Genomic DNA, 23723 nt, shown 5'->3' on the forward strand with positions numbered 1-23723 from the left:
CATTTATTTCATTAAATGACTACATTCAAATCTTTGCCCGAAATACCTTCAAGAAATACTTCATCAATTTCTGGTTTTAATTTTTTTAGTTTAAATTTTTGAATCTTCGTTATTTCGGGCTGAAAAGAGATAGTCCCACTTGGAAATTGGCCTCTGAGAATTTTAGTATAGACATCTATTACAAAATCTTCCCACTCCTTTGATAGCGGATTTTCAAAGGCTGCCTCTCCCTCAAGTAAATACCTGATGCCATCTGCACGATAGAAAGCTAATAAAGCCACTGAAAGACTGCACTTGGAATGATTAAGCACTACTTTTGGCACTTCAAATCCATTATCCCAGTTAAAATTGTCCAGCAAGACAAACAGCTCATCTTCAGTTTAAAACTGCTTAAGGCACACCACAGCTTTAGCATTGCTTTCAGCGTACAAAATATCAGCTATTTGCTGAATTTGTCGATTATCCATTTAAAACTTCAACTCCCTCCTAATAATCCTAAGCTTTCCAATTTTTGCAAGGCGGCATTTTTTGAAGGAGGACAATCATTCTTCAAAAAGCCCTTAATTTCTTCAAGATAATTATAAAAATTCATATTGATTTCTTTTAAATTCTCAATAAATAAGTCTACTAAGCTTGAATCAATATTTTCCAAAGGAGAAGGCAATTGTTGCTGATTGTCCAGCAGATAGGCTTCCCTAGCAGTTGCACCGATTGCATAGCTAAGATTGTCCCACGATGGAACATTAGCCTCATTCTCGTCTAATTGCATGTAGATGAAAATTCCCTTAAAATCCGTTCCATCATCTAGTAGACTATAAAGCTCTTTGCCCGTTTTGCTGTTATTTTCCACAAAACTCCAGCAAGCGTCCAAGGCAACTCGAATTTGTGGCTTATATTCTGTTTCCATATGATTTAGGATGGCTTCTGAGTAGACCAGCATGAGATAAAATTGATTGGTATTCATATTCTCGCATTTACTCCTCAAACAAAAATTCTAAGTAAGGGCTAACAGAGGGGTCTGCGACATAGGCTTCCTCCTCAAGCCATTTCGTTCTCCTTGCAATGTCACTGTAGCTTCTAACCAGTTGCTTATAATGAATAAAATAATCTTCGAGCGTATCTTCATCCACACACTCTATGGTTTGGGGCAAGTACTGCTGTCCAACTGCTTTGTATGACTGATAAACTACTAACGCAATGAAAGAATCAATACATCTCCACACAGCTAGATCGGTGCTTTTATCCAGCTCCGAATAGGTTAAGATGTCTTCCTCGTCTAAATTTTCCAATCTATCATACAGAAAGTCTGGGTCGGACTCACTAAGCCTATCAATACATCGGCCTGCAATGTCTAACGTTTCATGCACATATTCCTTATAATCCGAGTTTCCTATATATGTTTCTAGCGGTTCTGTTAATTTTTGCATAAATTGCAAAAGATTGAGGTTAAGAGTAAATTCCATTTTGATTCCTTTCTGAACCTAGGACGCTGCAAAAGCTATCATGGCTCTAGAAAATTGACTTTACATTAAAGCTAGTGTCTAATTTCATTCTTCATCTCCTGTAGTAGCCTTCAAAAATGCTTGTTTGAAATCCTCGTACATATCAAAGGCGATTTTCATGACATCTCTAAAATCAACATAATCAGAAATTACGGGATCCAAAATGATATAGTCTCTTGAGATTAGCCATTTGGCATAAGATGCAAAGGGGCTACCCATGATGGCTTTATTTCCCTCATAGATGACCCAGATCAATTCTAATCTTCCTCGTTCAAAAGCAAAATGAAAGCCAAAGCGAAAAGGTCCGATTTCCTCCAAATCAATATGGAAAAAGCGCTCTCGTTTATCATACTGCACTTTGTAGCCTAATAATTCCACAATTTCCATCAGAAAATCGCCGTCAAAATAATCCAATTCTTGGCCTTTTGGGGTTCTGTTCTGACTATAATACGCTGATAATTCTTCATATCTCTCTACAAAGTTAATTTCTTTTAAAGCCTGTTTAATTCTAGTGTCTAAGTTCATCCCTCATCTCCTGTAGCAGCTTTCAAAAATGCTTGTTTGAAAGCTTCATACATTTCAAAAGCGATTTTCATGACGTCACGAAAATCTACATAGTCGGAAATAATTGGCTGTTTGATAATATAATCACGCGCAATCATCAACCTTGGATACCTAGTCCAAGGAGAACCAAGGACAACTTTATCTCCTTCATAAACAACCCAAATCAATTCTAAGCGACCATACTCAAGAGAAAAATGGAAACCAAATTGAAATTTTTCGACTGATTCCAAATCAATATGGAAAAAACGTTCTCGTTTATCATATTGAGCTTTGTAACCTAATAATTCCACGATCTCCATCAGAAAATCACCATCAAAATAATCTAATTCTTGACCTTTCGGAGTTCTTTTCTGACTATAATATGTCGATAATTTTTCATATCTCTCTACAAAGTTGATTTCTAGTAAAGCCTGTTTAATTCTAGTATCTAGCTTCATTCTTCATCTCCTGCATCAACTATTTCTACATTTAAAATACCATCATCCAAGAATTCTTCCTCGAATATTTCTCCACTTTCAAACATAAAGTGTTTATTCATTGCTATTGACATGTGTTTTAGTTCAGAAAATGCATCCTCCAGGCCGTCCAGAGCTAAAAAGATATCTACAAATCCATATGTATAAGAGGGATCTTGAGATGATGAAATTTCATTTTTCTTTTTTTCTAACAAGCCAAGCCCGCTATTTAATTGATTCAAACATTCATTTATAGCTTTTTCACAGCTTTTTAAATCGTCTAGCCCCTCCTCACTTAAAAGCTTTCCATTGTAGTTCTGATTTAAGTTCTCACAAAAGCTGATATATCTCGTTACTAGCTCATTCATTTTCCTCTACCTATCTATAATTGACGGTCGCAATAAATTTGATATTGGGCTGCTCTTTGACTTGCCCACAATATTTATAATTATAAAGCAAAATAATGGAATTACTTTCAGGTATGGCTAAGTCATCTTCAATCTTCTTTAAATTATCTATGACAACATCTGCATATGAGGCTCCGATTAAATGGTCATATACATTTAAAAATCTGGAATCGCAATATTCTTTTTCAATTAGGTAGTCGTCAATATCATCAATATCAATTTGAAAAGCGTCATAAAACTTGGAACTGACGATTTCTCCGTCATCATCATACCTTAAGTCGATATAGCTATCCAGCTCTTCCCTACTTGCAAAATTTCCAACCCAAATTGATACTGTATTTTCAGTCTCCATATTCTCACCTCTATTTATACTGAAAGTCGCGCTATTAAAAATTTTAAGCTTATTCTAAAAATGCTACTGATGCTAGAACTTATAGCTTTTATCCCTCACTATCGAACATGAGTTCATCTAGTTTTTCTCTATCAGCAGCAATATTTTTATAGGTTTCAATGGTATTATTTAGAAATCCCATATCCACTTCAGCTTGTTCTTTGTACAAGTTAATTTCTGCACCTAAACTTATGAGACTGGCAAGAATTTCTTGCATAACTATTAACTGGTCTAGATCCAGATAATCACTTTCTAACAAAGTCTCATTTCTCTCTATTCTCGTCTTGATTTCACCAATTGGCAAAGTGCTATGTTTCCTCATTATTTTACATGCCTGTAAGATATTATCTGACATTTTGACATTTGCGTAGATTATTGACACCACTCGCTCCTTTATAAACATCTTCCATTAAAAGCATTCCTTCACTCGGTCACCCCATCTTTAGTTATGCGAGAAAATTGATTTAATTTGAGTCACCATCTTCATCCAGATATTTAACATTTAGGATTCCATCATCTAGGTATTCTTCCTCGGATGTTTCTCCGCTTTCAAACATCAATTTCTTATTCAAGGATAGCAGCAAGTCATCCGCATCATCCAATAAAACCTCTAGTCGTCTCAGTCCCCAAAAAATTTCAAGAATCCCTTTTGTATATGCCCTGTTTCTTGAAGATTCAATTGATTCAGCCTGACTTTCCAAGATCTGAAGGCCACCTCTTAACTGTTCGAAACTTGAATCCCAGTCATCACGAATGTCCTCCAGAAAATCATCTAACTTCTCCTGATCAAGCAGTTTTCCACTAAATTTATCATTGAGTCTTGAGCATACCTGATGCAAATTTTCTAGTACTTCTTTCACTTTCTACTTTCCTTATATATTTATCATCTACTTCTATCTTCAAAGGCCACAATCTTGACTGAGAGGGAACAATTTCGCAATATTACTATGTTGGGAAGTCGGAACCATTACTTCGCATCATCGAACATATAGAAATCGTCTTCCTCAATTTGATTTTTGGTATCTTCTTGTGACTCAATGACATGGCTCAAAAATTGCATGGTTACCTTTTCATCATCAAGGAATAATTGAAGCTCCCCACCCAATTCGGTTATCTCTTCTACTGTCTTTTTAAAGTTCTTTAGGCGCTCTAAATTCAAATATTCTGTTTCAAGCACAGCCATATGATGAGTCATTTTTTCCTTGATTGCTCCGATTGGCTCATGACTGAAATCTCTAATTATTTTCAAAATTTTCGTATCGCTATTATCTGACTTTATTTTGGCCATAAATTTATGCATGACTGCTCCTTTCTAAAATCGATCCATTCGCCGAGTAAACTCATTTTCTATCTTCTTTGCCAATCACATCTTCATCAACAATTTCGCCATTGATTTCTCTAATCTTCTTTGAAATTTGAATGTGAATCTCCCTTAAATCGGCTACATAATTTTCAATATTTAGCAATGAAGTATAGATATCATACATCCCACTTAGGTAGGCTTGATTAGCAGTATCATGTATTGATTCTAAGTCTAAATTTTTCATTGTAGCAAGCCCTCTGGCAAGATTATCGACGTCTTCTTGGAAATCTTCATGAATGTCATCATAAACATCCGATATCTTTTCTGGATTTATTAAATGCTCATTATAATGGGAATTTAACTTTGAATAAAGGGTTGTTAATTCTTCCAATAATTGTTTCATAAGTGTCCTTTAGTTCATTCTATTCAGGAAAGTATTTGACTTCAAAACAATATCTGCCTCTCGCAAAATAGGCAGGTTGTTAAAAATCAATGTCCAATAAAACTAGTATAACAAAAACTCTAGGAAAAATGAAAATGCGATAACAGTAGGTTATCACATTAAACAAAATAAGATTACAACTTAACAATCACTTGCTCTCGACCAGCATACCTATCGATTTCTTCTTGCCAGATTGCTTTCAATTCATCATCAACAATGACTGGACTATTTACCTCTTTCATTTTTTGAATTCTTTCGTCAATAGATTTAATCTTACATACCTTACTTTTAATGGTGGCTATAAATTCTTTAAACGAAAGATGGAAGGGAATAATTTTTTGTTTTTCATGATCAAAAAATGCTATGAGATTATAATTTTGTTTAGAAATTCCCAAAAGAATATAATTTCCAAAACTATCCTCTGCAATCGGTAGGTAGCCAGCTTGGATATAATCGGATAGAAAATCATGGTCAAGAAAATACTGGAAATTGTACTCATAATCAGCATTTTCAAAGCCATAAAAGGCTCGAATATCCCAACTCTCTTTCTTTATTTTAAAGCTTGTCTGTAAGGCATTTCCACCATTATAGTTTATTAAAAAGGTTCTATATTCTTCCGGCAACAAAATGTCATGATTTTTTTCAAATTGAGCCACTGCCTCTGAAACACCTGTTTTATCAAATGGAAAAATTCTTAACATTTTTCTCCTTTTTTGTTCTTGAATAGCCAGTATACTTGAATTTCAGCTATTTCTATCTATTTCATCGGAAAGTTTAAGAAATATGTCACATAATTCCTCAAAATCCAAAGATAGATTGCGTAGACCTATTATCATCTGTGAAATTGCTTCTCTGTCCAACTGATTGTCTTTTGTAAGAGACTGAACCAGCTTTTCATTTCCCTTTTGTATCCAACCTACATGATTTGGAATGTAGTCCCTTAAATAGTCTGTGAAATCTTCTAGAACATCTTCTGAAAACGGCATCTCAGCTTGACTCGTTTGAATCAATGAAATGCTTTCTACTATTTTATTTAACTCTTTCTCAATTGTCATTTTATTCTTCTTTCATGATAGAAATATGTTCCGATAAATTATCCATCTTTGACTGAGATAGATTAACAGTGCCAGTTCCATCAGGAGTCTAGCTTAGAAGGTCAATGATGAACAACTCTAGTATAACAGAAACTCTCCAAAAAATAAAAATGTGACAACATCAGGTTATCACATTAAACAAAATAAAACTACAACCTAACAATCACTTGCTCACGGCCGGCATACTTATCAATTTCTTCTTGCCAGATTTCCTTTAATCTAGGTGTAATTTCTTTTTTGCTGCCGACGGCTCTCATATCGGCGATTCTTTCTTCAATCGTGCGAATCTTTTTCTTTTTGCTTTTAAGTTTAGCCACCCAGTCTTCAAAATTGATTTCTAAAGACTGCACAAGCTGGCCTTCATGATCAAAAAAAGCTATCTGATTGAAATTTTTGTCTGTAACACCAAGAAGGATAGAGTTCCCAAAACTATCCTTGGCTATGGGAATGAAGCCTCTGTCTAAAACTTCTTCTAAAAAACCACTCTCAATCAAATATTGGAAATTATTGTATTGACTCGCTTTATTAAAACCATAAAATGCTCGTATGTCTGAAGTTTTACGATTTATACTAAAACTAGTTTGTAAGCTATTCCCACCATTATATTTAAGTAGAAATTCTTTATATTTTTCTGGAAACTTGATTGTAAACCTATCTTCAAAATCCGCTATAGCCTGCTCTACACCTTCTGTATCGTAAGGAAAAATTCTTAACATTTCTAACTCCAAATTTTTTACTATTTTGTAAAGTTTCAATTCGATCAATCTACCATTTTTAAAATAAGTACTAAATAAAAGAGGGACTACACATTCTCACATTCTAATCCCTCCCATTTTAACATTAATTTTGGACTAATTCTAGAAATTCGGTAAAAGTGCGAGCCAGAAAATAGGCATTATTTTCATCACTTGAAGCTTCTAGATTATATGTATCATCATAGTAATAAATACCTTCATCCTCATCACCACTCAACCAGAAAATAAGAAAACCATGTTGCAAGGAATCGCCTATAATGATTGAATTAGAAAAAAGATCATCCAAGTATTCATCAGTCCACTCTTCTATATCAGAGTTTTTTACGCCAGTCTTAATCCCATATAAAACAGCAACATTAATTTCTTCATTGATGTTCTTTATCTCAATAGAATTTTCAAACTCATAGGAAGGACATCGTCCACCATTGTTTTCTTTCAAAAAGTTTTTATAGTCTTCTGGAAGAGTTAGCATGTACTTCTCTTCCAAATCTTTTATTTCTTGATCACTGGCATGACCTAGTGGTCGAATCATTAAGCTCATCAAATTTTCCTCTTCTTTTAAATATCACAATCTTTGGTTTACGATTTTGTTGAACATGCTCCCCTTTTGGTTAAAAGGCTTGATGCCTTTTAGACTTTCTTGTCCATCTATCGCAAAATCAGAGTCAACTCAGAAAGTCAGTAAAAATAGTATTACAGCTTAACAATCACTTGCTCTCGGCTTGCAAATTCATCGATTTCTTCTTGCCATAAAGCTTTTAACTCATCATCAACTACAACAGGACTTTTTATCTTTTTTAGAAATTCAGTAAAATCGATAGTAAATGGAATATACATTTGCTTTTCATGTTCATAAAATCCTATTTTATTATAAGTACTAGCGCCGACACCAATTAGGATACTGTTACCAAAACTATCTTTAGCTATGGGTAGATAATGATTGTCAATAAAATCTTCTAAAAAGTTTCTTTCGATTAAATAGTTAAAATTACTATAATAGTTAGCTAATGAAAAACCATAAAAGGAGTGGATATCCGAACAAACTTTCTCTACTTTAAAGGTTATATCAATCGTATCTCCGCCATTGTACTTTAATAAAAAATCTTTATATTTTTCAGGCAATGAAATAGAATAATTTTTCTCCAATTGTTCTATTTCATCTAAGACACCATCGGTTTTAAATGGGAAAATTCTTAACATATCTGTCTCTTTTCATTACTGGCACCAAAAATATTCTCTATCAATCTGGTTGAGCATATCTCCCAGTATTGAAAGCTGCATACGAGTCTCTTTAATATCAAATGATTTTTTCTTTCAATCTATATCTACAATCGGCTCCGCCACTTCTAACAAAGGTCGGGATGGCTCTGTTTGATTGAGTTTTGCCTGCACAGCTTCTGCCACCGCTCGCGGTACGCCCACTTCGACGATTTCATCGACACTGGCTTCTTTAATCTTGGTCAGTGATTTGAAATGTTTCATGAGATTTTGCTTACGTTTTGGCCCCAAACCTTCGATGCCATCGAGTTGCGATGAGAAGGAATTCTTAGATCGAAGCTGGCGGTGGAAGGTAATGGCAAAGCGGTGCACCTCATCTTGGATGCGCTGGAGGAGGAAAAATTCCTGAGAATTACGGGACAGTTCTACGACTTGAAGAGGATCGCCAAAGAGCAATTCATGGGTCTGGTGCTTGTCATTTTTTTGCAGTCCAGCGATAGGAATATCCAATCCCAACTGCTCCTGAATAACTTCTTTAGCGACATTGACCTGGCCTTGCCCACCATCAATGACAATCAGATCTGGTGGCGTCAGCCCGTCACGAATGACCCGACTATAGCGGCGCTTGATAACCTCTCGCATACTGGCGTAGTCGTCCGGCCCTACCACGGTCTTGATCTTGTATTTGCGGTAATCCTTCTTGCTCGGCTTACCATTGACAAAGACCACCATAGCCGATACGGGACTAGTTCCCATGATATTTGAGTTGTCGAAAGACTCAATCCGAACGGGTGTCGGAATATTGAGGAGCTTCCCTAGATTTTCTATAGCCCCCTGCGTTTTCTCAACGGATTTCTCCAAAAGATCAAATTTCTGCTGGAGGCTGACCCGAGCATTCTTAATAGCCAGATTGACCAACTGCTTCTTCTCGCCTCGCTGAGGCTTGACTACTTTAGTATCCACAATCGCTCGGACGGCTTCTTCGTCAATATATGCTGGAATTAGGATTTCATTGGGCTTGAGGTGGGACTTTTCTTGGTAAAACTGGCCAATATAGGTCAGAAAATCTTCGTCGGGATCATTGTAATAGGGGAAAAGATTGACATCACGCTCAATCAACTTGCCCTGGCGCACAAAGAAGACCTGCACACACATCCAGCCCTTATCCACATAGTAACCAAAAACATCACGATTCTGCAAATCCTTAGCCATGACCCGCTGCTTAGTACGCAAGGTTCCAATAGCTTGAATCAGGTCACGGTATTCGGCCGCCCGTTCAAACTCCATGGCTGCAGCTGTTTTATTCATCTTCTCACGTAGCTCATCGATAATCTTATCGTCCTGTCCCTTGAGAAAATCCGACACTTCCTGAGCCATATTCTTGAAATACTGGCTATCCCGCTTGCAAATCGTATGGGCTTCACATTGCCCCAAGTGATAATAAAAGCAGACTTTTGCAGGTGGATTGGTACATTTTTTGAATGTAAAAATGCGATCGAGCAGGCGTTTGATTTCATTGGCTGCACCGACATCTGGATAAGGCCCAAAATAAAGACCACCATCCTTTTTGACTTGGCGAGTGATAATCAGACGCGGATAAACCTCGTTGGTAATCTTAATAAAAGGATAGGACTTATCGTCCTTGAGCATGATATTGTACTTGGGCTTATTTTCCTTGATTAGATTGATTTCTAGGAGGAGAGCCTCAATGTTGGACTCGGTGACAATAAACTCAAAATCCTCAATCTCGGAAACCAGAGCCTCCGTCTTGGTATCGTGGCTGCCACGAAAATAAGAGCGAACACGATTGCGGAGATTCTTGGCCTTTCCGACATAGATAATAGTCCCGTTTTTGTCCTTGTGAATGTAACAGCCGGGACTGGTCGGCAACAGTTCCAGCTTGGATTGAATTAGCTTGTTTGTAGACATAATTTCCAAAACCCTATCTTTTCAATAGAAATTTTCATTTTCCTAGAACATGCACTTTCTTAACAATTCATTATCATTCTTCGTTGCAAATGTTTCTTTCTAGGCTGGTAGATCTTAGACTTACTTTGATTCTTGCGCCCTTTTTTCTAACATCTTCTTTATGAAATAAGGCATTTTGACATTCTCTCTACCCTTTTTCTCTATCAACTTTTTGACAAATTCAGGCATTTGAAGTTCTTCCGTTTCGCTTAAGATTTGATTACTTTCTTCTGAAGGGGCCAATTCGTCAAAGGTTGTTTCTTCTGGATGCATGTATCGAAGCTCTTCTGTTTCATGCTGACGAATAGTTGCTAATAATGCATCAATCAAACGGGAGTCTGTGTTCGGCATTGGTGGACGATGATAAGCCACACCGAGTTCTTGGCACAATTCCTGACACTCCACATCATTATCGAACAGTACCTCGATATGTTCGCTGATGAAACTAATTGGGACAAAGATATAATGTTGCGGATGAGTCGTCTGATCTCGGAGATATTCTAGGACATCTGGCTTGATCCACGGCAAGCCAATATCGCTTTCGCTCTGCCAGGTATTGGTATACTCAGATGGAGCAAGGCCTAGCCGATGGGCAATCAGCTGTGAGTTTTCAATAATCTGATCAATATATGGATCTTCAAAATCAAGCGCTAAAACTGGGACACTGTGAGCTGAGAAGATGACCTTAAAACTTTCATCTTTGACTTGTGTTTGCAAGATTTTCCTGATTTCTTCCTCCCAAAAGCCAAGCAAATCCTCAGCCTGATACCATTCTTTGATAATATGGAATTTAATTGTCTGGCTCGTAATAAATTTTTCATACCCCATAACAGAGTAAAAGGAATAATGCGGTTCTAAAATCAAGCAGATACATTCCTCAATCCCGTCATCCTCCATCTGCTTAATAACATCTGGAATAAAAGGGCGAGAAAATTTATTAGCAAAATAGACAGCATACTCTCCCACTAAAGCTTCTTTCACCAGCTCAACTTCTGCCCGCGTGATGCGTTGCAGGGGACTGCCACCAATACGCTGATAATTATCATGAAGGTGCTGAATCTCCTGATCAGTAGGCCGCACACCACGACGGATATTCGTGAAAAATTCTGCAATATCTTCAAAAGTATAGCCCTCTGGCGATCCAAAGGTCATCATTAGAATAGCTTTTTTAGTCATAAGTTCCTCTTTTTGTATAAAATCCTCTGCTATTATAACATGATATCCCCTGAAAAGCAGATAAAAGGAATGTTTTCTAGCCAAATTTAAGAATTATTTGAATCACAAAAACTTCTCTTCCTAAATTTGATTCAATCAATCTAATTCACCAATAAAAAATGAAGTGAGATGTAACACTCACTTCACTGTTATATACTATAAAGTTTTTCTGCGGCGATGTTTCACTGCACCTGCGAGAAGAGCTGCACCGAGAGTCATTCCAAGGAAGGCTAATTGTTCCGCTTCCGTTCCTGTATTAGGAAGGACAACTGACTGGCTAGGAGAAGCTTTAGGAGTCGCTGGAACATTAGTATTATTATCAGTCTTTGGCTGAGCTTGAGTAGCTATGTTAGCCAATGTTTCAACCGATGCATCCTTCTCATCTTGAGAAGCTGAACTTGCATTCGAAGCCAGAAGCGTTTGACTTCCTGCACCCGCTGCTGCAAAATTAAGTCCACCATTTGCTTGATAAGTAGTTGTAGTGGCCGATGCTAGGGCTTGGCGCACTTCTTTTGGAAGCAGATCTAGCAAATAATTGTAATTTGCTAGCAATTCATTGTAGACTGTTTGCAAATCAACTAATTTTGCATTCTCAGTCTCAGTCACAGCTTGTTTAGCCTTCAGGTCAGCCTCTGCTGCAGCCAATTCTTGCTTAGCTCTTTCCAATTGTTGTGGAGCTGTTTTGAGATCTGCAACTTTCTTCTGAGCCGCTGCTACACGATTTTGAGCAGCGACCAATTCAGCTTTAGCTGCTTCTAAGGCCTTATTCTTGTTTTCCTCAGCCGTCTTCAAAGCTGCGAGCTGATTCTTAGCCTCTACTAAGGTTGCCTGAGCTTTTTGCAATTTAGCTTGATATGGAGAAATTGCAGACGCGATTCTTGCTGTTGCTGACTTCAAAGCAGCCTTTTTATCTGACAAGTTTTGTTGAGTCAGAGCTAGGGCTTTCTCAGCAGCTTCAAGATTCTGTTTAGCTTTTACAACAGCAGCCGCACGATCTTTCTGTGCTTGGTATGAATCTGTCAACTGATTATTTAAAAGATTCAAGCTAGACTCTTGACTAACTTTTTGCGCTTGTAACTCTGCCAAACGATTCTTCAAGGCTGTCACATTGGCACTTGAAGCAGCCCCACGACTGCCGCCGCTGCGAAGAAGTTTCTCCATGGCCTCAACAGTTAGCAATGTGCCATTATTAACTCTTTGATTGAAATTCCGAACATTATGGAATCCAACTTCTGAAGTTCCGTATGGAGTTCCAAACTGATTTGGATGAGTGTCATAAGCAGCAGAAATAGCATTGGCCTTGTTATCCATCATTTGGACATAGTGACCGATTTGCGCAAAGACGTTAGGCCCTACCTTCATATAAATGGCATTGGCATCCAGTTGTCTTTCATCAGTTGGCAGGCCGTATTGAGCAGCAATCTTTTGATACAAGTCTTTTTCACTATGCCAGAAATTAACCGCACCTTGAGGATTGAAGCTGATGGCCACGTTTTCATTGCCAATCAGCTTGCCCATGTGCCAGTTAGCCTTCTCAAAGTACAAGGTCTGAATTTGGCTGGCAACATTAGCATATGGATCCACCAAAAGCTCTGGGAGACCCGCATTACGACGGTAAGCATTGATAGCCTTAACCAATTCCAAAGCCTGCAAGTTATTTTCCAAGCTGGCTGGGCTAGATGGATCTGAACCAACCGTGATCTTGAATTCATTCTGACCACGTTTGTAAAGAGCTAAAGCATCAGCTGCAGCATTTCTTACAGCTTCGTTGTTCGAATTATCTCGAAGATTCTCTAAGAATTGCGAATAGGTCGTATTCCGTAAATCAACCGGTGCTGTACTTGCATTTTTCTGTTCATGCACCAACTCTGTATTTGTTGCAGCAATCAATTGCTTGGTCTGCTCTAACTTGGCCTGAGTTTGATTGATTTTGTTTCGGATTTCTGCTTGATTTTGTGGCGCAGCAGTTGCTGCTTGGTCTGCTTTTGCTAGTTCATTTTTAGCATGCTCCACAGCTGTTTGAGCTTGATTCTCCTGATTTTTAGCAGTTTCTACAGCAGCAGTTTCTGCATGAACTGGTTCCTTAGCTTTGTTTAGTTCAGATTCTGCCACATCCACCAATGATTGCTGGCCAGCAATTGTATTTTCTTGGTCTTTAACTGCTTGACTTGCTCCCTGAACTGCAGTTTCTGCTTCTTTGACAGTTTCTGATTTTGCTGTTACTTCTTCTTCAGCTTTTTTAACACTGGTCTCTGCTTGAGAAATGTTTTCTTCAGTTGCTGCTTTTTCATTCTCAGTAGCAGTAGCCACTTTCTCTTGAGCCTCTGAAACTGCAGCTTTAGCTCCTTCAAGGTCTGCTTCAGCTTTCTTAGTTTGCTCTTGTTGCTGATTTACATTTTTCTTGGCAGCATCTGCTTTTTCCTTCGCTTCTGCTACATCCGCTGTCGTAATTGGTTTCTCGGTAACTGCTGTTGCCTTTGGTTTCGTAGCCGTTGACTCAACGAGTTCATCCGCTTTTACCTGATGGCTAAGCGCACCAGAAATAATCGTTGTCGCTGCAATGCCAGTTGCTACAACGGATTTACCAATTTTCTTGTCCATAGACATCTCCTTCTAATAGCACATGTATCATTTCATATTTTAGTCCTACGCTATAATACTAACATAAAATGACTGGTTAAACCAGTCAAAACCATATCATTTAAATAGAAATTTTATTACAATTCTATGACAAAAATCGAACGCTTCATCCTAATAAAGTGGAAATAGAGCGGATTTAAAGCGTTTTCTAGCTTCTTCCGCTCCTTATTCCATTTATTTCGAAAAAATCTTTACTGTTTATTTTCTTCTGGTGTCACTTGACTTTCAGCCTCTTTTTCTGAAGGAGCTGGTGCATTCGCTTCTTCTACTTTAGGAGTGGCTGGTGAGCTTAACTCTTCCACTGTTTCTTTAGGAGACTCGCTAGTTTTTTCTTCCTTAGTCTCCTCAGTCGGACTAGCCTCCGTCTCAATTTTAGCTTCAGTTGGAGCCGGCTTGTTGGCTTGAAGTTGATTAAAGAACGCTTCTGCTTCGGTTAGCAGAGCTGCTTTGTCCTCATTAGGATCAGATAATTTATCCAATAGAGCATCTACCTTGGCAAATTGCTCATCTGTCCCCTGTTGTTCCTCAAGCATCTTGTGGGCAGACATCAGCAAATTGTAAATTTTCAGATAGGTCTCTTTATCCTTGAGCGCTGCAGATGCTTGCTGTTCTTTTAAGGTTTCAACGATTTGAGTCAAGAGCGTTTTCGTTTCTGCTAAGATTGTTTCTCTATCTTTGCGAGATTCTTGCAAATCAGTTCGAAGTGCTGCGAGTTGCTTTTGATAATTTTCTTGCACAGTCGAATCCGTTACTTTTTCCAAAAGTTCTTGCCCTTTTTGGAAGAGAGCTTGGAGAGTTGCTTCTGAGATTTCCTCTGTAGGCTGCGGTGCAAATTCTCCATACAATTCTTTCAAGAAACCATAGATAGCCGTCTTATAACTGTGATCGTCCACCTTTTCGGTATCCAGAACCGTTTTATCCTTGGCCGAAGCTGCCTCGCCACTTGCCAGAGCCTTATCAACTTCGAGCTTGGTTTGATAGAGTTCCAAGAAAAGAGCTTTCAGGTCGACCGCTTCAATAAACGCCTGAGATTTATAAAGCTTGAGCGTCAAATCAGCAACTTTCTTACGAAGTTCTGGCTGCAAACGAGCATCATCAACCGCAAGATAGAAAGCTTTGAGATACTCAACGGAGGTCACTCCTGTCCGATCTTGATAATCTTGCAGACTTGCCAATAGCTGCTCAATCTCAGCCATCTTAGCTTCATTTTTTTCTACCTTAGCTGTCTGCAATTCACCGAGCAAGTTGGTTTTATTCACATTGTAGCTGTCTGTTTCCAAACGTTTGATCTTGTCAACCAATTCTTGATATTTTTTATCAACTTCTGTCAGCTCTTCCGTTTTCGCTTTTTCATCAACATGAATGTAGTGCTTATCAAATTGATCCAGACTTGCCAGATAGCCCTCTGTTGAGTTGCTTGGCAATTGCTTCATGGTTTCTACAAAATTACCGAGAGCTAGCTCGATTCGACGCTGCATGAGCAAGTCTTTAGCATAAATGGTTCGGCTAGCTGCCAAGAGGGCATCCACCTTTTCAAGAACGGCTTTTTCATCATATGCCCCTGCTTGATAAGCTGATTGCAAAGCTGGGATTTTGTTCTTCAAACCTAGATTCAATCCTTTGGATTGGACACGGATGTAGTGGTTGTGATCGCCATGCGGAATGACAAACTGACCATTTTCCACCTGAATACTGTATGGAGACAGACCTGAACGCAGGGCTGTTGTATAAAGCTCGTTCAGGAAGTCCAGCTCTGGATTTCCAGTTTCTAGAGGAATCCGAACGTGCTCTTTTCGAACAGCGTATGGATGGATATGTGTCGGATCGTAGTCTTGATCTGGATTATTAAAGACAAAGAAGCCTTTTGAAATCTTAATCGCTTCACGCGGTACGCCATAAGTCTTGGAAATATAAGCGATTTTCTCTTCGTCACTTGCGTCACGAGAAAAACGATCATATTCTGTGCTGACTTGACTAGACTGGCTTGAATCTTTGTGCTTGGCAAGATTAGCTTCTGCCGCTGCAATCTGATCTTTGGTCAAATCTTTTTTGAAGAAATAATGTGCATGGCCGCCGTGTTGGACAACGTAACCTTCCTCATCTTTTGAGATGACATGTTCAGCATGGAAACCATGATCGTGCTCATCTTTATCAGCTGGTTTGGCTGGCTGACTTGGATTTGCTGGTTGACTAGGCTGGCTTGGTGTACTTGCAGTAGCCTTAGGATAAGTCTTCTGACCAGCAACAGGAATGTTCCGAGCTATTTCTTCTTCTAGGGCAGACAGTTTGTTGTAAGGGATAAAGTGGTAGTGATTTCCGTGTGGAATGGCCACTCCCTCTGCGGTCCGTCTAACAATTTTACTTGGATCAAAGACAAGACCATCTTTTTCAATATAGCGTTTTTCTTTTGGAGTACGATAGAGTTTCTCAAGTAAGGTTTGGTAACTTGATGGTGCATCTTCTGCTTTTTCAGATGGTTTAAATCCGTGCCCAGCATCTGATTGGGCAGGTTTGGACGCTTGAGCTGGCTTAGCAGTCTGTCCCTTGTCAGCTTGATGCGCTGGCTTAGTCACAGTTCCTGCATTTTGATTTTCTGATGCCTTACCTGTAGGAGCAGAAGCCTCTCCTCCTGTATTAGGATTTTCAGCTGGACTAGCTGCTTGCTTGCCTCGCTGCAAGGAATCCCAGTAGGCTTGGGCAGCCGCTAATTCACCTGGCGACAGATCACTTTTAGGAATATAATGTATATGACCGCCATGTGGCACAAGGAAGCCATCTCCTGTATCCGAAATCACATCAGATGGACTGAAAACATAGCCGTCATCTGTTGTATAGGCGCCATTGCTCCGACTCGATGCAGTGCCTTCTGCTTGATAGGTCCTCTTTCCTGCAGCATAAGCGGCACTTGGACGACTGAAGTCTTGCGTTTTTCTGCTAACAGTTTGGGTCGATTTAGCTTCTGAACCGCCTTCGCCTTCTTCCTTGCTAGGATGAATTTGTCTTTGCCGTGCGATTTCATCAACTGAACGAACATTGCTAGTTTCTTTGGCATTGGTCAGATAGAGATAATATTTTCCTGCAACCTTGATAATATAGCCATCTTTCACTTGGTTGACAATATCTGATTCTTGCAATTGATAATTTTGATCCCGCATAATCAACTCTTCACTCAGAATTGCATCAAAGGGAACCTTGCCATTATAGTAATGATAGTGATCACCATGTGAAGTCACATAGCCTTGTTCCGTAATCTTGACAACGATTTGCTCAGCAGTAATGCCTTCTTTAGCCTGAATCTGCTCAGGTGTCAATTTCTCGGCTTTTTGAGATTTATTGTCCTGCTTATTTGTAGATTTCTTTTCTACATAAGCCACTCGATTTGTTGCTTGTTCTTGTGGCTTATCTGCTTGATACTGCATGATCGCATAACCGCACACACCTAGTGTAGCTAGTACCGCAACTGAACTAATAATATATTTCTTTTTCATATACCACCTCAATGTTTTAATTCTTTCGCTAAAATTTCTAAATTATCTTCTAAATTTTCAAGATAAGTCTTATCATTTTCAGGATCTGCTTCGAGAGGATTTAGCACCTTTAGGTTGACTCCTGTCGCCTTCTTTAAGGTTTCAGCCAACTTAGAAGAAGCATTGCTCTCGACAAAAATCGTCTTGACTTTATAGGTCTTGATAAAGTCTTGTATCTCGGTCAACTGCCTTGGACTAGGCTCTTGGTCTGGCGAAATTCCTGAAATCCCTAGTTGCTTGAGACCGAAACGCTTGGCCAGATAAGAAAAGGCCGTATGCTGTGTCACAAATGTTTTTTCATCTAGGCCGCTAAAGACTCCTTGATATTTTTGGCTTAGGGCCTTTGCCTTCTCTGCAAATTTTTGAGCATTTTCCTGATAGGTATCCGCATTTTTACTATCTAGCTTGGACAATGCTTGAGCAATGAGCTGCGCTTCTTCTGCCACTTTTTCAGGATCCAGCCAAGTATGTGGATCATAGAGGGTCTTTTCATCAATCCCTCCCTCAGCAGACACTTCTTCTAGGCCGGCCACCTTGTCCAACTGCATCCCATTGCTGGCTTCTACGACCGCTACTTTAGACTTTTGTAAACTGGGATCCAGACTACCAGCCCAAGACTCCAAAGTCCGCGAATGATACACAAAGACATCTGCTTCATAAATAGCCGCTACATCACTTGCTGACGGCTCAAATTCATGAATTCCTGCACCCGACTGAATCATCCGTACATCATTCAAATCTCCTGAGACTTCTTTGACCATCGAATAAATCGGGTAAAAACTCGTGACAATATTGAGCCCGCGTTTGCTACCAGCACCGCTTGCTTCCTTTTTACTACAAGCGGCAAGGCCAAGTCCCAGTAAGACTAGACTTAAGGCTATCAAAACTTTTTTGATTTTCATTTCAACTCCTTAACCAGTTTAGCAATCATTCAAAGAAATAACTATTTTCAAAACATTCTTTGCCAAGAATTGCTTTCAAAAATAGTCTCTTTTGTTAACTGGTTTATTAACTAGTTAAGATAATACTCCTTTTTATTTTTTCTGTCAAGAAGGAAGTTTGAATTTTTTCAAAAATTTTCCAACCCTTCATCCAAATAAAAAAGCCACAAACGTGGCTTTGAGAAATCGATATCTAAATTTTGCTATTTATAGAAAGGACTAGTGTTCACTATCCCTACTATTGGCTCGAATTTCTTCCAACATTTTGGCTTCTTCAGCTGTACATTCATAGTTTTCCAGCAAGTCCGGACGACGCTCATAGGTTTTTTTCAGACTTTCATAGAGACGCCACTTGCGGATATTTTCGTGGTGGCCACTCATGAGAACTTCTGGAACAACCATACCCCGATAGTCGTAGGGACGAGTGTACTGAGGATACTCCAAAAGTCCAGACGAAAAGCTGTCATCCGTGTGACTGACTTCCTTGCCAATAACCTCTGGAATCAGGCGAACTGTCGCATCAATCATGGTCATAGCCGCCAATTCTCCTCCGGTCAGGACATAATCACCCAGCGAAATCTCGTCCGTCACCAAGGTCTTGATCCGCTCATCATACCCCTCATAGTGACCGCAGATGAAGATCAATTCCTCTTCCTGAGCCAGCTCCTCAGCATATGCTTGATCAAAGGTTCGCCCAGCAGGATCCAGCAAAATCACGCGCGGCTGCTTCTTTTCAATGGCATCATAGGCATCAAAAATTGGCTGAGCCCGCAGCAGCATGCCCTGACCGCCACCATAAGGCTCGTCATCCACATGCCGGGATTTTTCCGCATTTTCTCGGAAATTGTGATAATTGATCTCCAAGAGACCTTTTTCTCGCGCCTTGCCAACAATCGAGTGCTCCAAGGGCGCAAACATCTCCGGAAAGAGGGTCAAAATATCAATCTTCATCGTCCAGTCCTTCCGGTATCTCTACATCAACCCTACCTTGCTCGATGTCAATCCCCAGCACCACTGGCGGAATGTAAGGCAGTAGCAAGTCGCGCTTGCCCTTACGTTTGACCACCCAGACATCATTGGCTCCTGGCTGGAGAATCTCCTTAATCGTACCTAGCAGAACATCATTTTCATAGACTTCAAGGCCGATAATCTCATGGTAGTAAAATTCCCCATCTTCCAAATCAGCCAAGTCTTCTTCGGCTACTTTCAGACTAAAGTCACGAAATTTCTCGATGTCATTGATATGATACATCCCCTTAAACTTGATAATATCAAAGTTCTTGGCCTTGCGGTGGCTGGCAATTTCCACGTCCATAACAAACTGGTCTTTCTTATCGAAAAGAGCCAATTTATTGCCTTTTTTAAAACGCTCTTCCGCAAAATCTGTCACTGATAAAACCCGCATCTCGCCTTGCAAACCTTGGGTATTGACGATTTTACCAACATTAAAATAATTCATTTTTACTCCAGTTAATCTTTTTACTATTCGTTTTATTGTATCATTTTGCTGGCTTTTTCTCAAGGCAGGCAGCTGGCTCAGACAGCGGAAAAGCTTATAAGTCAATGCCTTTTTCTTTGAGATTTTGCAGGCATTTCTCATAGTAAGCCGCATCATGCTCGGAGTAAATAGGGCTCGCGACAGCCACTTCTTCCAGATGCACATAGGCCGGACAAGTCTTGCCACGATAATCTCGCTCCAGCCACTCTGGGGACACACGATAACCTCGCTTGCTCATCTCCTCCATAATCAGCTCATGGTAGCGATAAAGCAAGTAAGGAGAGTGAGTAAAAACATAATCAACGGTCGCATGTTTCTTGCCCCAGCCATTGCCACGAAGAGCGCAGCATTCCCGATGCTGGCCAAGCAGTTGCGGACGGGGAAGCTTGGGAATCAATGCTTGATGCCAGAGTCTCATTCTAACCTCCATTTAGTAAAAACAAAGCAATCTTTTATTGCGCCAAATCGTAATTGAGCTCCAGAGAACTTCCTTTTAATAATCGCTGAAACGTCTATGTTTGATTTCAAAGTCGAAATAATTCTCTTCCTGAAGTCGGTGGAATATGTCCCGATAGGCCTCTTCGTCAAAAGACTCCCCTCGATAAAGGATTTCAAAGCTAAGATCCTCATATTCCAGAAAGGCATTGGCTGAGCGGAAGCCCTTGCTGTGATAGAAATCCCAGCGAGCTTGACGCTGCTCAAGATTGTCACAGGGCTCATCAAGGCGCTCGATTTCTAAAAGCATGGTTCGCTGATAAAAATTGACCAGCTTTTCAATGATTTCACCGCCATAGCCATGGCTGCGCAGGTGAGGCATAATCGCAAAGAAACTAACATAAAAGGCTTGATCGTTGGAAATGGCAAAGGCAAAACCAACAAACTCCTTTTCATGATAAAAGGCGAAAAAATTAGCATCTTCCTGATCCTCATATCGTAAAAATTCACTGAGTGGTATCCTTTCCTCTTCGGGGAAAGCTTCATTATTCAAGGCTTCTACCTTATCCAAATCTGGAAAATCTGCTGTAATGATCTGGCTGGTTAAGCTCATAAAATCACTCCTTTTCTAGTGATAGTATAACAAATTTTACAAAAGGGTTCAAAAAAGAGCCCTGAAAGAGCTCTTATGTATTTATTTTTATGAAATGATGTAAGGTGCCGAGTTCCTAAGAACTACTGATAGTTGGTCACGATTGGACTCCCAGCCGTTACTTTACTATTTCACGTAATTTATCCAAATGCTGGTTATCCGTCACAGCCATAATGCTGACTCCTGCTGGCCAGACAAAGTCTGGAGTAAACTGACTTTCTAAGGGCTGATTCTTTGTTAGACGATAGCCGATAATATTGAGATGATACAGCCTACGAGCATCTACTTCACGAACTGTTTTCCCGACCCAGCTAGCAGGCAGCTCAAACTCAGCCACGACTACATCGTCATCCAGCTGGAAAACCTCAATCGAATGGTTAAAGAGAATGGTCTTAGCCAATGAAATGCCAGCCTCCACTTCAGGCAGGATAACCAAATCAGCTCCCACCTTTTCGAGTACCTGCTGGGTTACTTCATCCTTGACCTTGGCAATGACATTTTTAACACCCAATGCCTTACAGTGCATGACCGCTAGGACACTGGATTCCAAACTTTCTCCAGTCGCCACGACGACCGTATCACAGGAACCAACGTCTGCCGCCTCTAAAAGCTCCATATCGGTAATGTCCCCGATTACACCGACAGCAATCATGTCTTCATACTGATTGATTGTCTCTTCGTGATTATCAATCGCAATGATTTCTACATCTTGAGAAATCAAGGCCTCAATGATACTCTGTCCAAAAATCCCCAAGCCGAGGATTCCAACTGTTTGATTTGCCATTTCTTTTCTCCTATCCAATCATAATGTCCGCCTTGCTGTAGTGCAAGGTAGTCGCCTTCTTCGGTTGATAATGGCTCAGACTGACCATAAGAGTCAGTGGCCCCACCCGTCCAATAAACATCAGCAGCATAATCACAATCATACCAGCTGTATTGAGGCTAGTAGTGATATTGGCCGTCACACCAACTGTAGCCAATGCCGACACAGTCTCAAATATCAGGTAAATAAAGCGATGACTGCTATCGGTCACTAGCCCAAGAGCCAAAAGACCAAGCAGAAATGTCATCTGAAAAATCACTGTCACACCAAAAGCCTTCTGCACCAGCTGAGGAGACAGTGTTCTCCGACCGATATTAGTATGTGGCAAGCCCAGAATTTCCTTTCGGGCAAACAGCAAAAGAACTAAGAAGGTCGTAATTTTCAGACCGCCCGCTGTACCACCCGGAGCTCCTCCTAGAAACATCTGGAGCAGATAGATAAACAGGGTTACTGGACGAGCAGCCGTATAATCTATGGAAGCAAAGCCAGCTGTCCTCATGCTGACTGTCTGGAAAAAGCTGACCAGTAGCTTATCGCCAAAGGAAAGATTCCCGATCGTTCCAGGATTATTATACTCCGTCCAAAGACTCGCAACCGTCCCAAAAACGAGGAGACCAGCAGTCAGCAGCAAGACTACCTTGGTATGAAAGTGCAGCCCCTTCTGTTTTCCTCCTAATTTGGTCGCCAAGTCAAACCAGACCATAAAACCAAGTCCGCCAGTAATGATAAGGAGAGCCAAGGTGATATTGACCAAAACATCTGTCTGCAAGCCTAGTAGGCTATCATTGCCAAAATTATCAAATCCTGCATTACAAAATGCAGAAACAGCTAAAAAGATAGAATTAAAAATCCCTTTCCCCAAGCCAAACTTAGGAATGAAGCGAATCATAAGAAGGAGAGCGCCCAGTCCTTCGATAGTAAAAGTCGTGATAAAAATCGAACGGACAAATTGACCCAAGGTACGATTGTGCCCATAACTAAAACTATCCCGCAGAATGCAGCGATCCTTGAGACTGAGCTTTTTCCGACTTTCCATGGTGAAAAATCCGATAAAGGTCAGGATTCCCAAACCACCAATCTGAATCAGCAGCATGCAAAGGAGCTGCCCCCAGACATTGTATGTATCTACAACCGATCGTGTAAAAAGCCCTGTCACACAGACCATGGAGACAGCTGTAAAAAGATGATCCAGATAGCCCGCTTGGGAACTTGCCGTCTGCACCCAAGGCAGACTGAGTAGCAAGGAACCACAGAATATCACCAGAAGAAAAGACAAGATAATCTTTTGCGCTGGCGACAAGCGTGAAAATAAATGCTTCATAAAGTTTCCTTTCTTGATCTAATAAAAGCAGAGGCTAGCTCTATCTGCCCTTCTCTTTCCTTGACAGCCAGCTGTAAATCATCTGGACTCTGCAAGTTTCTGACTTTGATGGCATAATCCGATGCGACAATAGCATGGCCCCGCATGTGGCCTGTTGCGACTGCTTGGGCAAAGACACGCGCAGCATATTTACCGATTTGTGATTGGGCTTGCTGCGACAATTTGTTAGCCAAGAAACCAGCCTGCCTTACTTCATAGGCAGATGCCCTCCCATCAAGTCGAGCCTGAAAAACCTCTATTACCTGAGTCAAAATCTTCTGCTTCTCAGACTCATCTTCCGCATCAATCAGAGCTATAAAGCTTGACGCCATTTTCATAGCCCATCGTGCCAGTTGCCCCTGAGGAAGTTCCTCCAAAACAAGCTCCAATTCCAATCTCTTCTCACTATCATCCAGAATTTTTAGCTTATAAGGGCTCGGTAAAATCACTTGATCATTCTCATAAGACTTGCGCTCATGAGCGTTCCAAGCATAATCTTCTGACTTCATATGTCCTCCGGTTTCGAATTTCTC

General features: G+C 40.1%; 27 protein-coding genes and 1 pseudogene. All 28 read right to left on the minus strand.

Going from position 1 to position 23723, the window contains the following annotated elements; translation table 11 throughout:
• Window positions 1–11: 11 nt before the first annotated feature.
• The gene (locus HBA50_RS05575) at window positions 12–359 is read right to left on the minus strand and encodes a DUF4274 domain-containing protein (protein WP_235285258.1); all 348 of its coding nucleotides are present in this window, start codon (window positions 357–359) and stop codon (window positions 12–14) included.
• 116 nt (window positions 360–475) lie between these two features.
• Window positions 476–964 (minus strand): Imm6 family immunity protein, encoded by a 489-nt coding sequence (locus HBA50_RS05580; RefSeq protein WP_045497560.1) that lies wholly within the window; start codon window positions 962–964, stop codon window positions 476–478.
• Window positions 965–974: 10 nt separating this feature from the next.
• Window positions 975–1463: an Imm6 family immunity protein gene (locus HBA50_RS05585; protein ID WP_045497563.1), complete on the minus strand. Its 489-nt coding sequence runs from the start codon at window positions 1461–1463 to the stop codon at window positions 975–977.
• A gap of 84 nt (window positions 1464–1547) precedes the next feature.
• Window positions 1548–2027: a hypothetical protein gene (locus HBA50_RS05590; RefSeq protein ID WP_045497566.1), complete on the minus strand. Its 480-nt coding sequence runs from the start codon at window positions 2025–2027 to the stop codon at window positions 1548–1550.
• Entirely contained in the window at window positions 2024–2503 is a 480-nt protein-coding gene (locus tag HBA50_RS05595) for a hypothetical protein (protein WP_045497569.1), read from the minus strand. Before HBA50_RS05595 ends, HBA50_RS05590 begins: the two co-directional genes overlap by 4 nt.
• On the minus strand, window positions 2500–2889 hold the full coding sequence (locus HBA50_RS05600; RefSeq protein ID WP_045497572.1) for a hypothetical protein: 390 nt from the start codon (window positions 2887–2889) through the stop codon (window positions 2500–2502). Before HBA50_RS05600 ends, HBA50_RS05595 begins: the two co-directional genes overlap by 4 nt.
• A gap of 10 nt (window positions 2890–2899) precedes the next feature.
• Complete coding sequence (locus HBA50_RS05605) at window positions 2900–3280, minus strand: immunity 22 family protein (RefSeq protein ID WP_045497575.1); 381 nt, start codon at window positions 3278–3280, stop codon at window positions 2900–2902.
• A gap of 88 nt (window positions 3281–3368) precedes the next feature.
• Window positions 3369–3674, minus strand: a complete 306-nt coding sequence (locus HBA50_RS05610; protein WP_235285259.1) for a hypothetical protein — start codon at window positions 3672–3674, stop codon at window positions 3369–3371.
• Window positions 3675–3783: 109 nt separating this feature from the next.
• A complete protein-coding gene (locus HBA50_RS05615) occupies window positions 3784–4179 on the minus strand; it encodes a hypothetical protein (RefSeq protein WP_045497578.1) in 396 nt (131 codons plus the stop codon).
• Between the two features lie 107 nt (window positions 4180–4286).
• Entirely contained in the window at window positions 4287–4619 is a 333-nt protein-coding gene (locus tag HBA50_RS05620; protein ID WP_045497581.1) for a hypothetical protein, read from the minus strand.
• A 40-nt stretch (window positions 4620–4659) separates the two neighbouring features.
• A complete protein-coding gene (locus tag HBA50_RS05625; RefSeq protein ID WP_045497584.1) occupies window positions 4660–5025 on the minus strand; it encodes a hypothetical protein in 366 nt (121 codons plus the stop codon).
• Window positions 5026–5198: 173 nt separating this feature from the next.
• Window positions 5199–5765, minus strand: coding sequence for an SMI1/KNR4 family protein (locus tag HBA50_RS05630; RefSeq protein ID WP_045497587.1), 567 nt, complete (start codon window positions 5763–5765; stop codon window positions 5199–5201).
• A 42-nt stretch (window positions 5766–5807) separates the two neighbouring features.
• Window positions 5808–6119: a hypothetical protein gene (locus HBA50_RS05635; RefSeq protein ID WP_045497590.1), complete on the minus strand. Its 312-nt coding sequence runs from the start codon at window positions 6117–6119 to the stop codon at window positions 5808–5810.
• Window positions 6120–6307: 188 nt separating this feature from the next.
• Complete coding sequence (locus tag HBA50_RS05640) at window positions 6308–6913, minus strand: SMI1/KNR4 family protein (protein ID WP_243746218.1); 606 nt, start codon at window positions 6911–6913, stop codon at window positions 6308–6310.
• Window positions 6914–6998: 85 nt separating this feature from the next.
• Window positions 6999–7454: an SMI1/KNR4 family protein gene (locus tag HBA50_RS05645; protein WP_045497596.1), complete on the minus strand. Its 456-nt coding sequence runs from the start codon at window positions 7452–7454 to the stop codon at window positions 6999–7001.
• 152 nt (window positions 7455–7606) lie between these two features.
• Window positions 7607–8113 carry an SMI1/KNR4 family protein gene (locus HBA50_RS05650; protein ID WP_045497599.1) on the minus strand — a complete coding sequence of 169 codons (507 nt, stop codon included), beginning with the start codon at window positions 8111–8113 and terminating at the stop codon, window positions 7607–7609.
• A 114-nt stretch (window positions 8114–8227) separates the two neighbouring features.
• Window positions 8228–10060, minus strand: coding sequence for an excinuclease ABC subunit UvrC (gene uvrC, locus HBA50_RS05655; protein WP_045497602.1), 1833 nt, complete (start codon window positions 10058–10060; stop codon window positions 8228–8230).
• Window positions 10061–10180: 120 nt separating this feature from the next.
• Window positions 10181–11275 carry a ferrochelatase gene (gene hemH / locus HBA50_RS05660; protein WP_045497605.1) on the minus strand — a complete coding sequence of 365 codons (1095 nt, stop codon included), beginning with the start codon at window positions 11273–11275 and terminating at the stop codon, window positions 10181–10183.
• 195 nt (window positions 11276–11470) lie between these two features.
• Entirely contained in the window at window positions 11471–13915 is a 2445-nt protein-coding gene (locus tag HBA50_RS05665; RefSeq protein WP_045497608.1) for a CAP domain-containing protein, read from the minus strand.
• Between the two features lie 890 nt (window positions 13916–14805).
• A pseudogene (locus tag HBA50_RS05670) lies at window positions 14806–17442 on the minus strand (pneumococcal-type histidine triad protein); the annotation flags it as partial.
• A gap of 8 nt (window positions 17443–17450) precedes the next feature.
• Window positions 17451–18383 carry a metal ABC transporter solute-binding protein, Zn/Mn family gene (locus HBA50_RS05675; protein ID WP_045497613.1) on the minus strand — a complete coding sequence of 311 codons (933 nt, stop codon included), beginning with the start codon at window positions 18381–18383 and terminating at the stop codon, window positions 17451–17453.
• Between the two features lie 258 nt (window positions 18384–18641).
• A complete protein-coding gene (gene trmD / locus HBA50_RS05680; protein WP_045497615.1) occupies window positions 18642–19373 on the minus strand; it encodes a tRNA (guanosine(37)-N1)-methyltransferase TrmD in 732 nt (243 codons plus the stop codon).
• The gene (gene rimM, locus HBA50_RS05685) at window positions 19363–19881 is read right to left on the minus strand and encodes a ribosome maturation factor RimM (RefSeq protein WP_045497618.1); all 519 of its coding nucleotides are present in this window, start codon (window positions 19879–19881) and stop codon (window positions 19363–19365) included. The genes trmD and rimM overlap by 11 nt, the downstream gene beginning before the upstream one ends.
• Before the next feature lie 94 nt (window positions 19882–19975).
• Complete coding sequence (locus HBA50_RS05690; RefSeq protein WP_045497621.1) at window positions 19976–20338, minus strand: TIGR02328 family protein; 363 nt, start codon at window positions 20336–20338, stop codon at window positions 19976–19978.
• A 75-nt stretch (window positions 20339–20413) separates the two neighbouring features.
• Entirely contained in the window at window positions 20414–20968 is a 555-nt protein-coding gene (locus HBA50_RS05695; protein WP_045497624.1) for a GNAT family N-acetyltransferase, read from the minus strand.
• 157 nt (window positions 20969–21125) lie between these two features.
• Window positions 21126–21791, minus strand: a complete 666-nt coding sequence (locus tag HBA50_RS05700; protein WP_045497627.1) for a potassium channel family protein — start codon at window positions 21789–21791, stop codon at window positions 21126–21128.
• Between the two features lie 10 nt (window positions 21792–21801).
• Complete coding sequence (locus tag HBA50_RS05705; RefSeq protein WP_045497630.1) at window positions 21802–23151, minus strand: TrkH family potassium uptake protein; 1350 nt, start codon at window positions 23149–23151, stop codon at window positions 21802–21804.
• The gene (locus HBA50_RS05710) at window positions 23148–23699 is read right to left on the minus strand and encodes a putative immunity protein (RefSeq protein ID WP_045497633.1); all 552 of its coding nucleotides are present in this window, start codon (window positions 23697–23699) and stop codon (window positions 23148–23150) included. The genes HBA50_RS05705 and HBA50_RS05710 overlap by 4 nt, the downstream gene beginning before the upstream one ends.
• Window positions 23700–23723: the final 24 nt, after the last annotated feature.

The organism is Streptococcus cristatus ATCC 51100, from assembly GCF_011612585.1.
GTDB classification, from domain to species: domain Bacteria; phylum Bacillota; class Bacilli; order Lactobacillales; family Streptococcaceae; genus Streptococcus; species Streptococcus cristatus_H.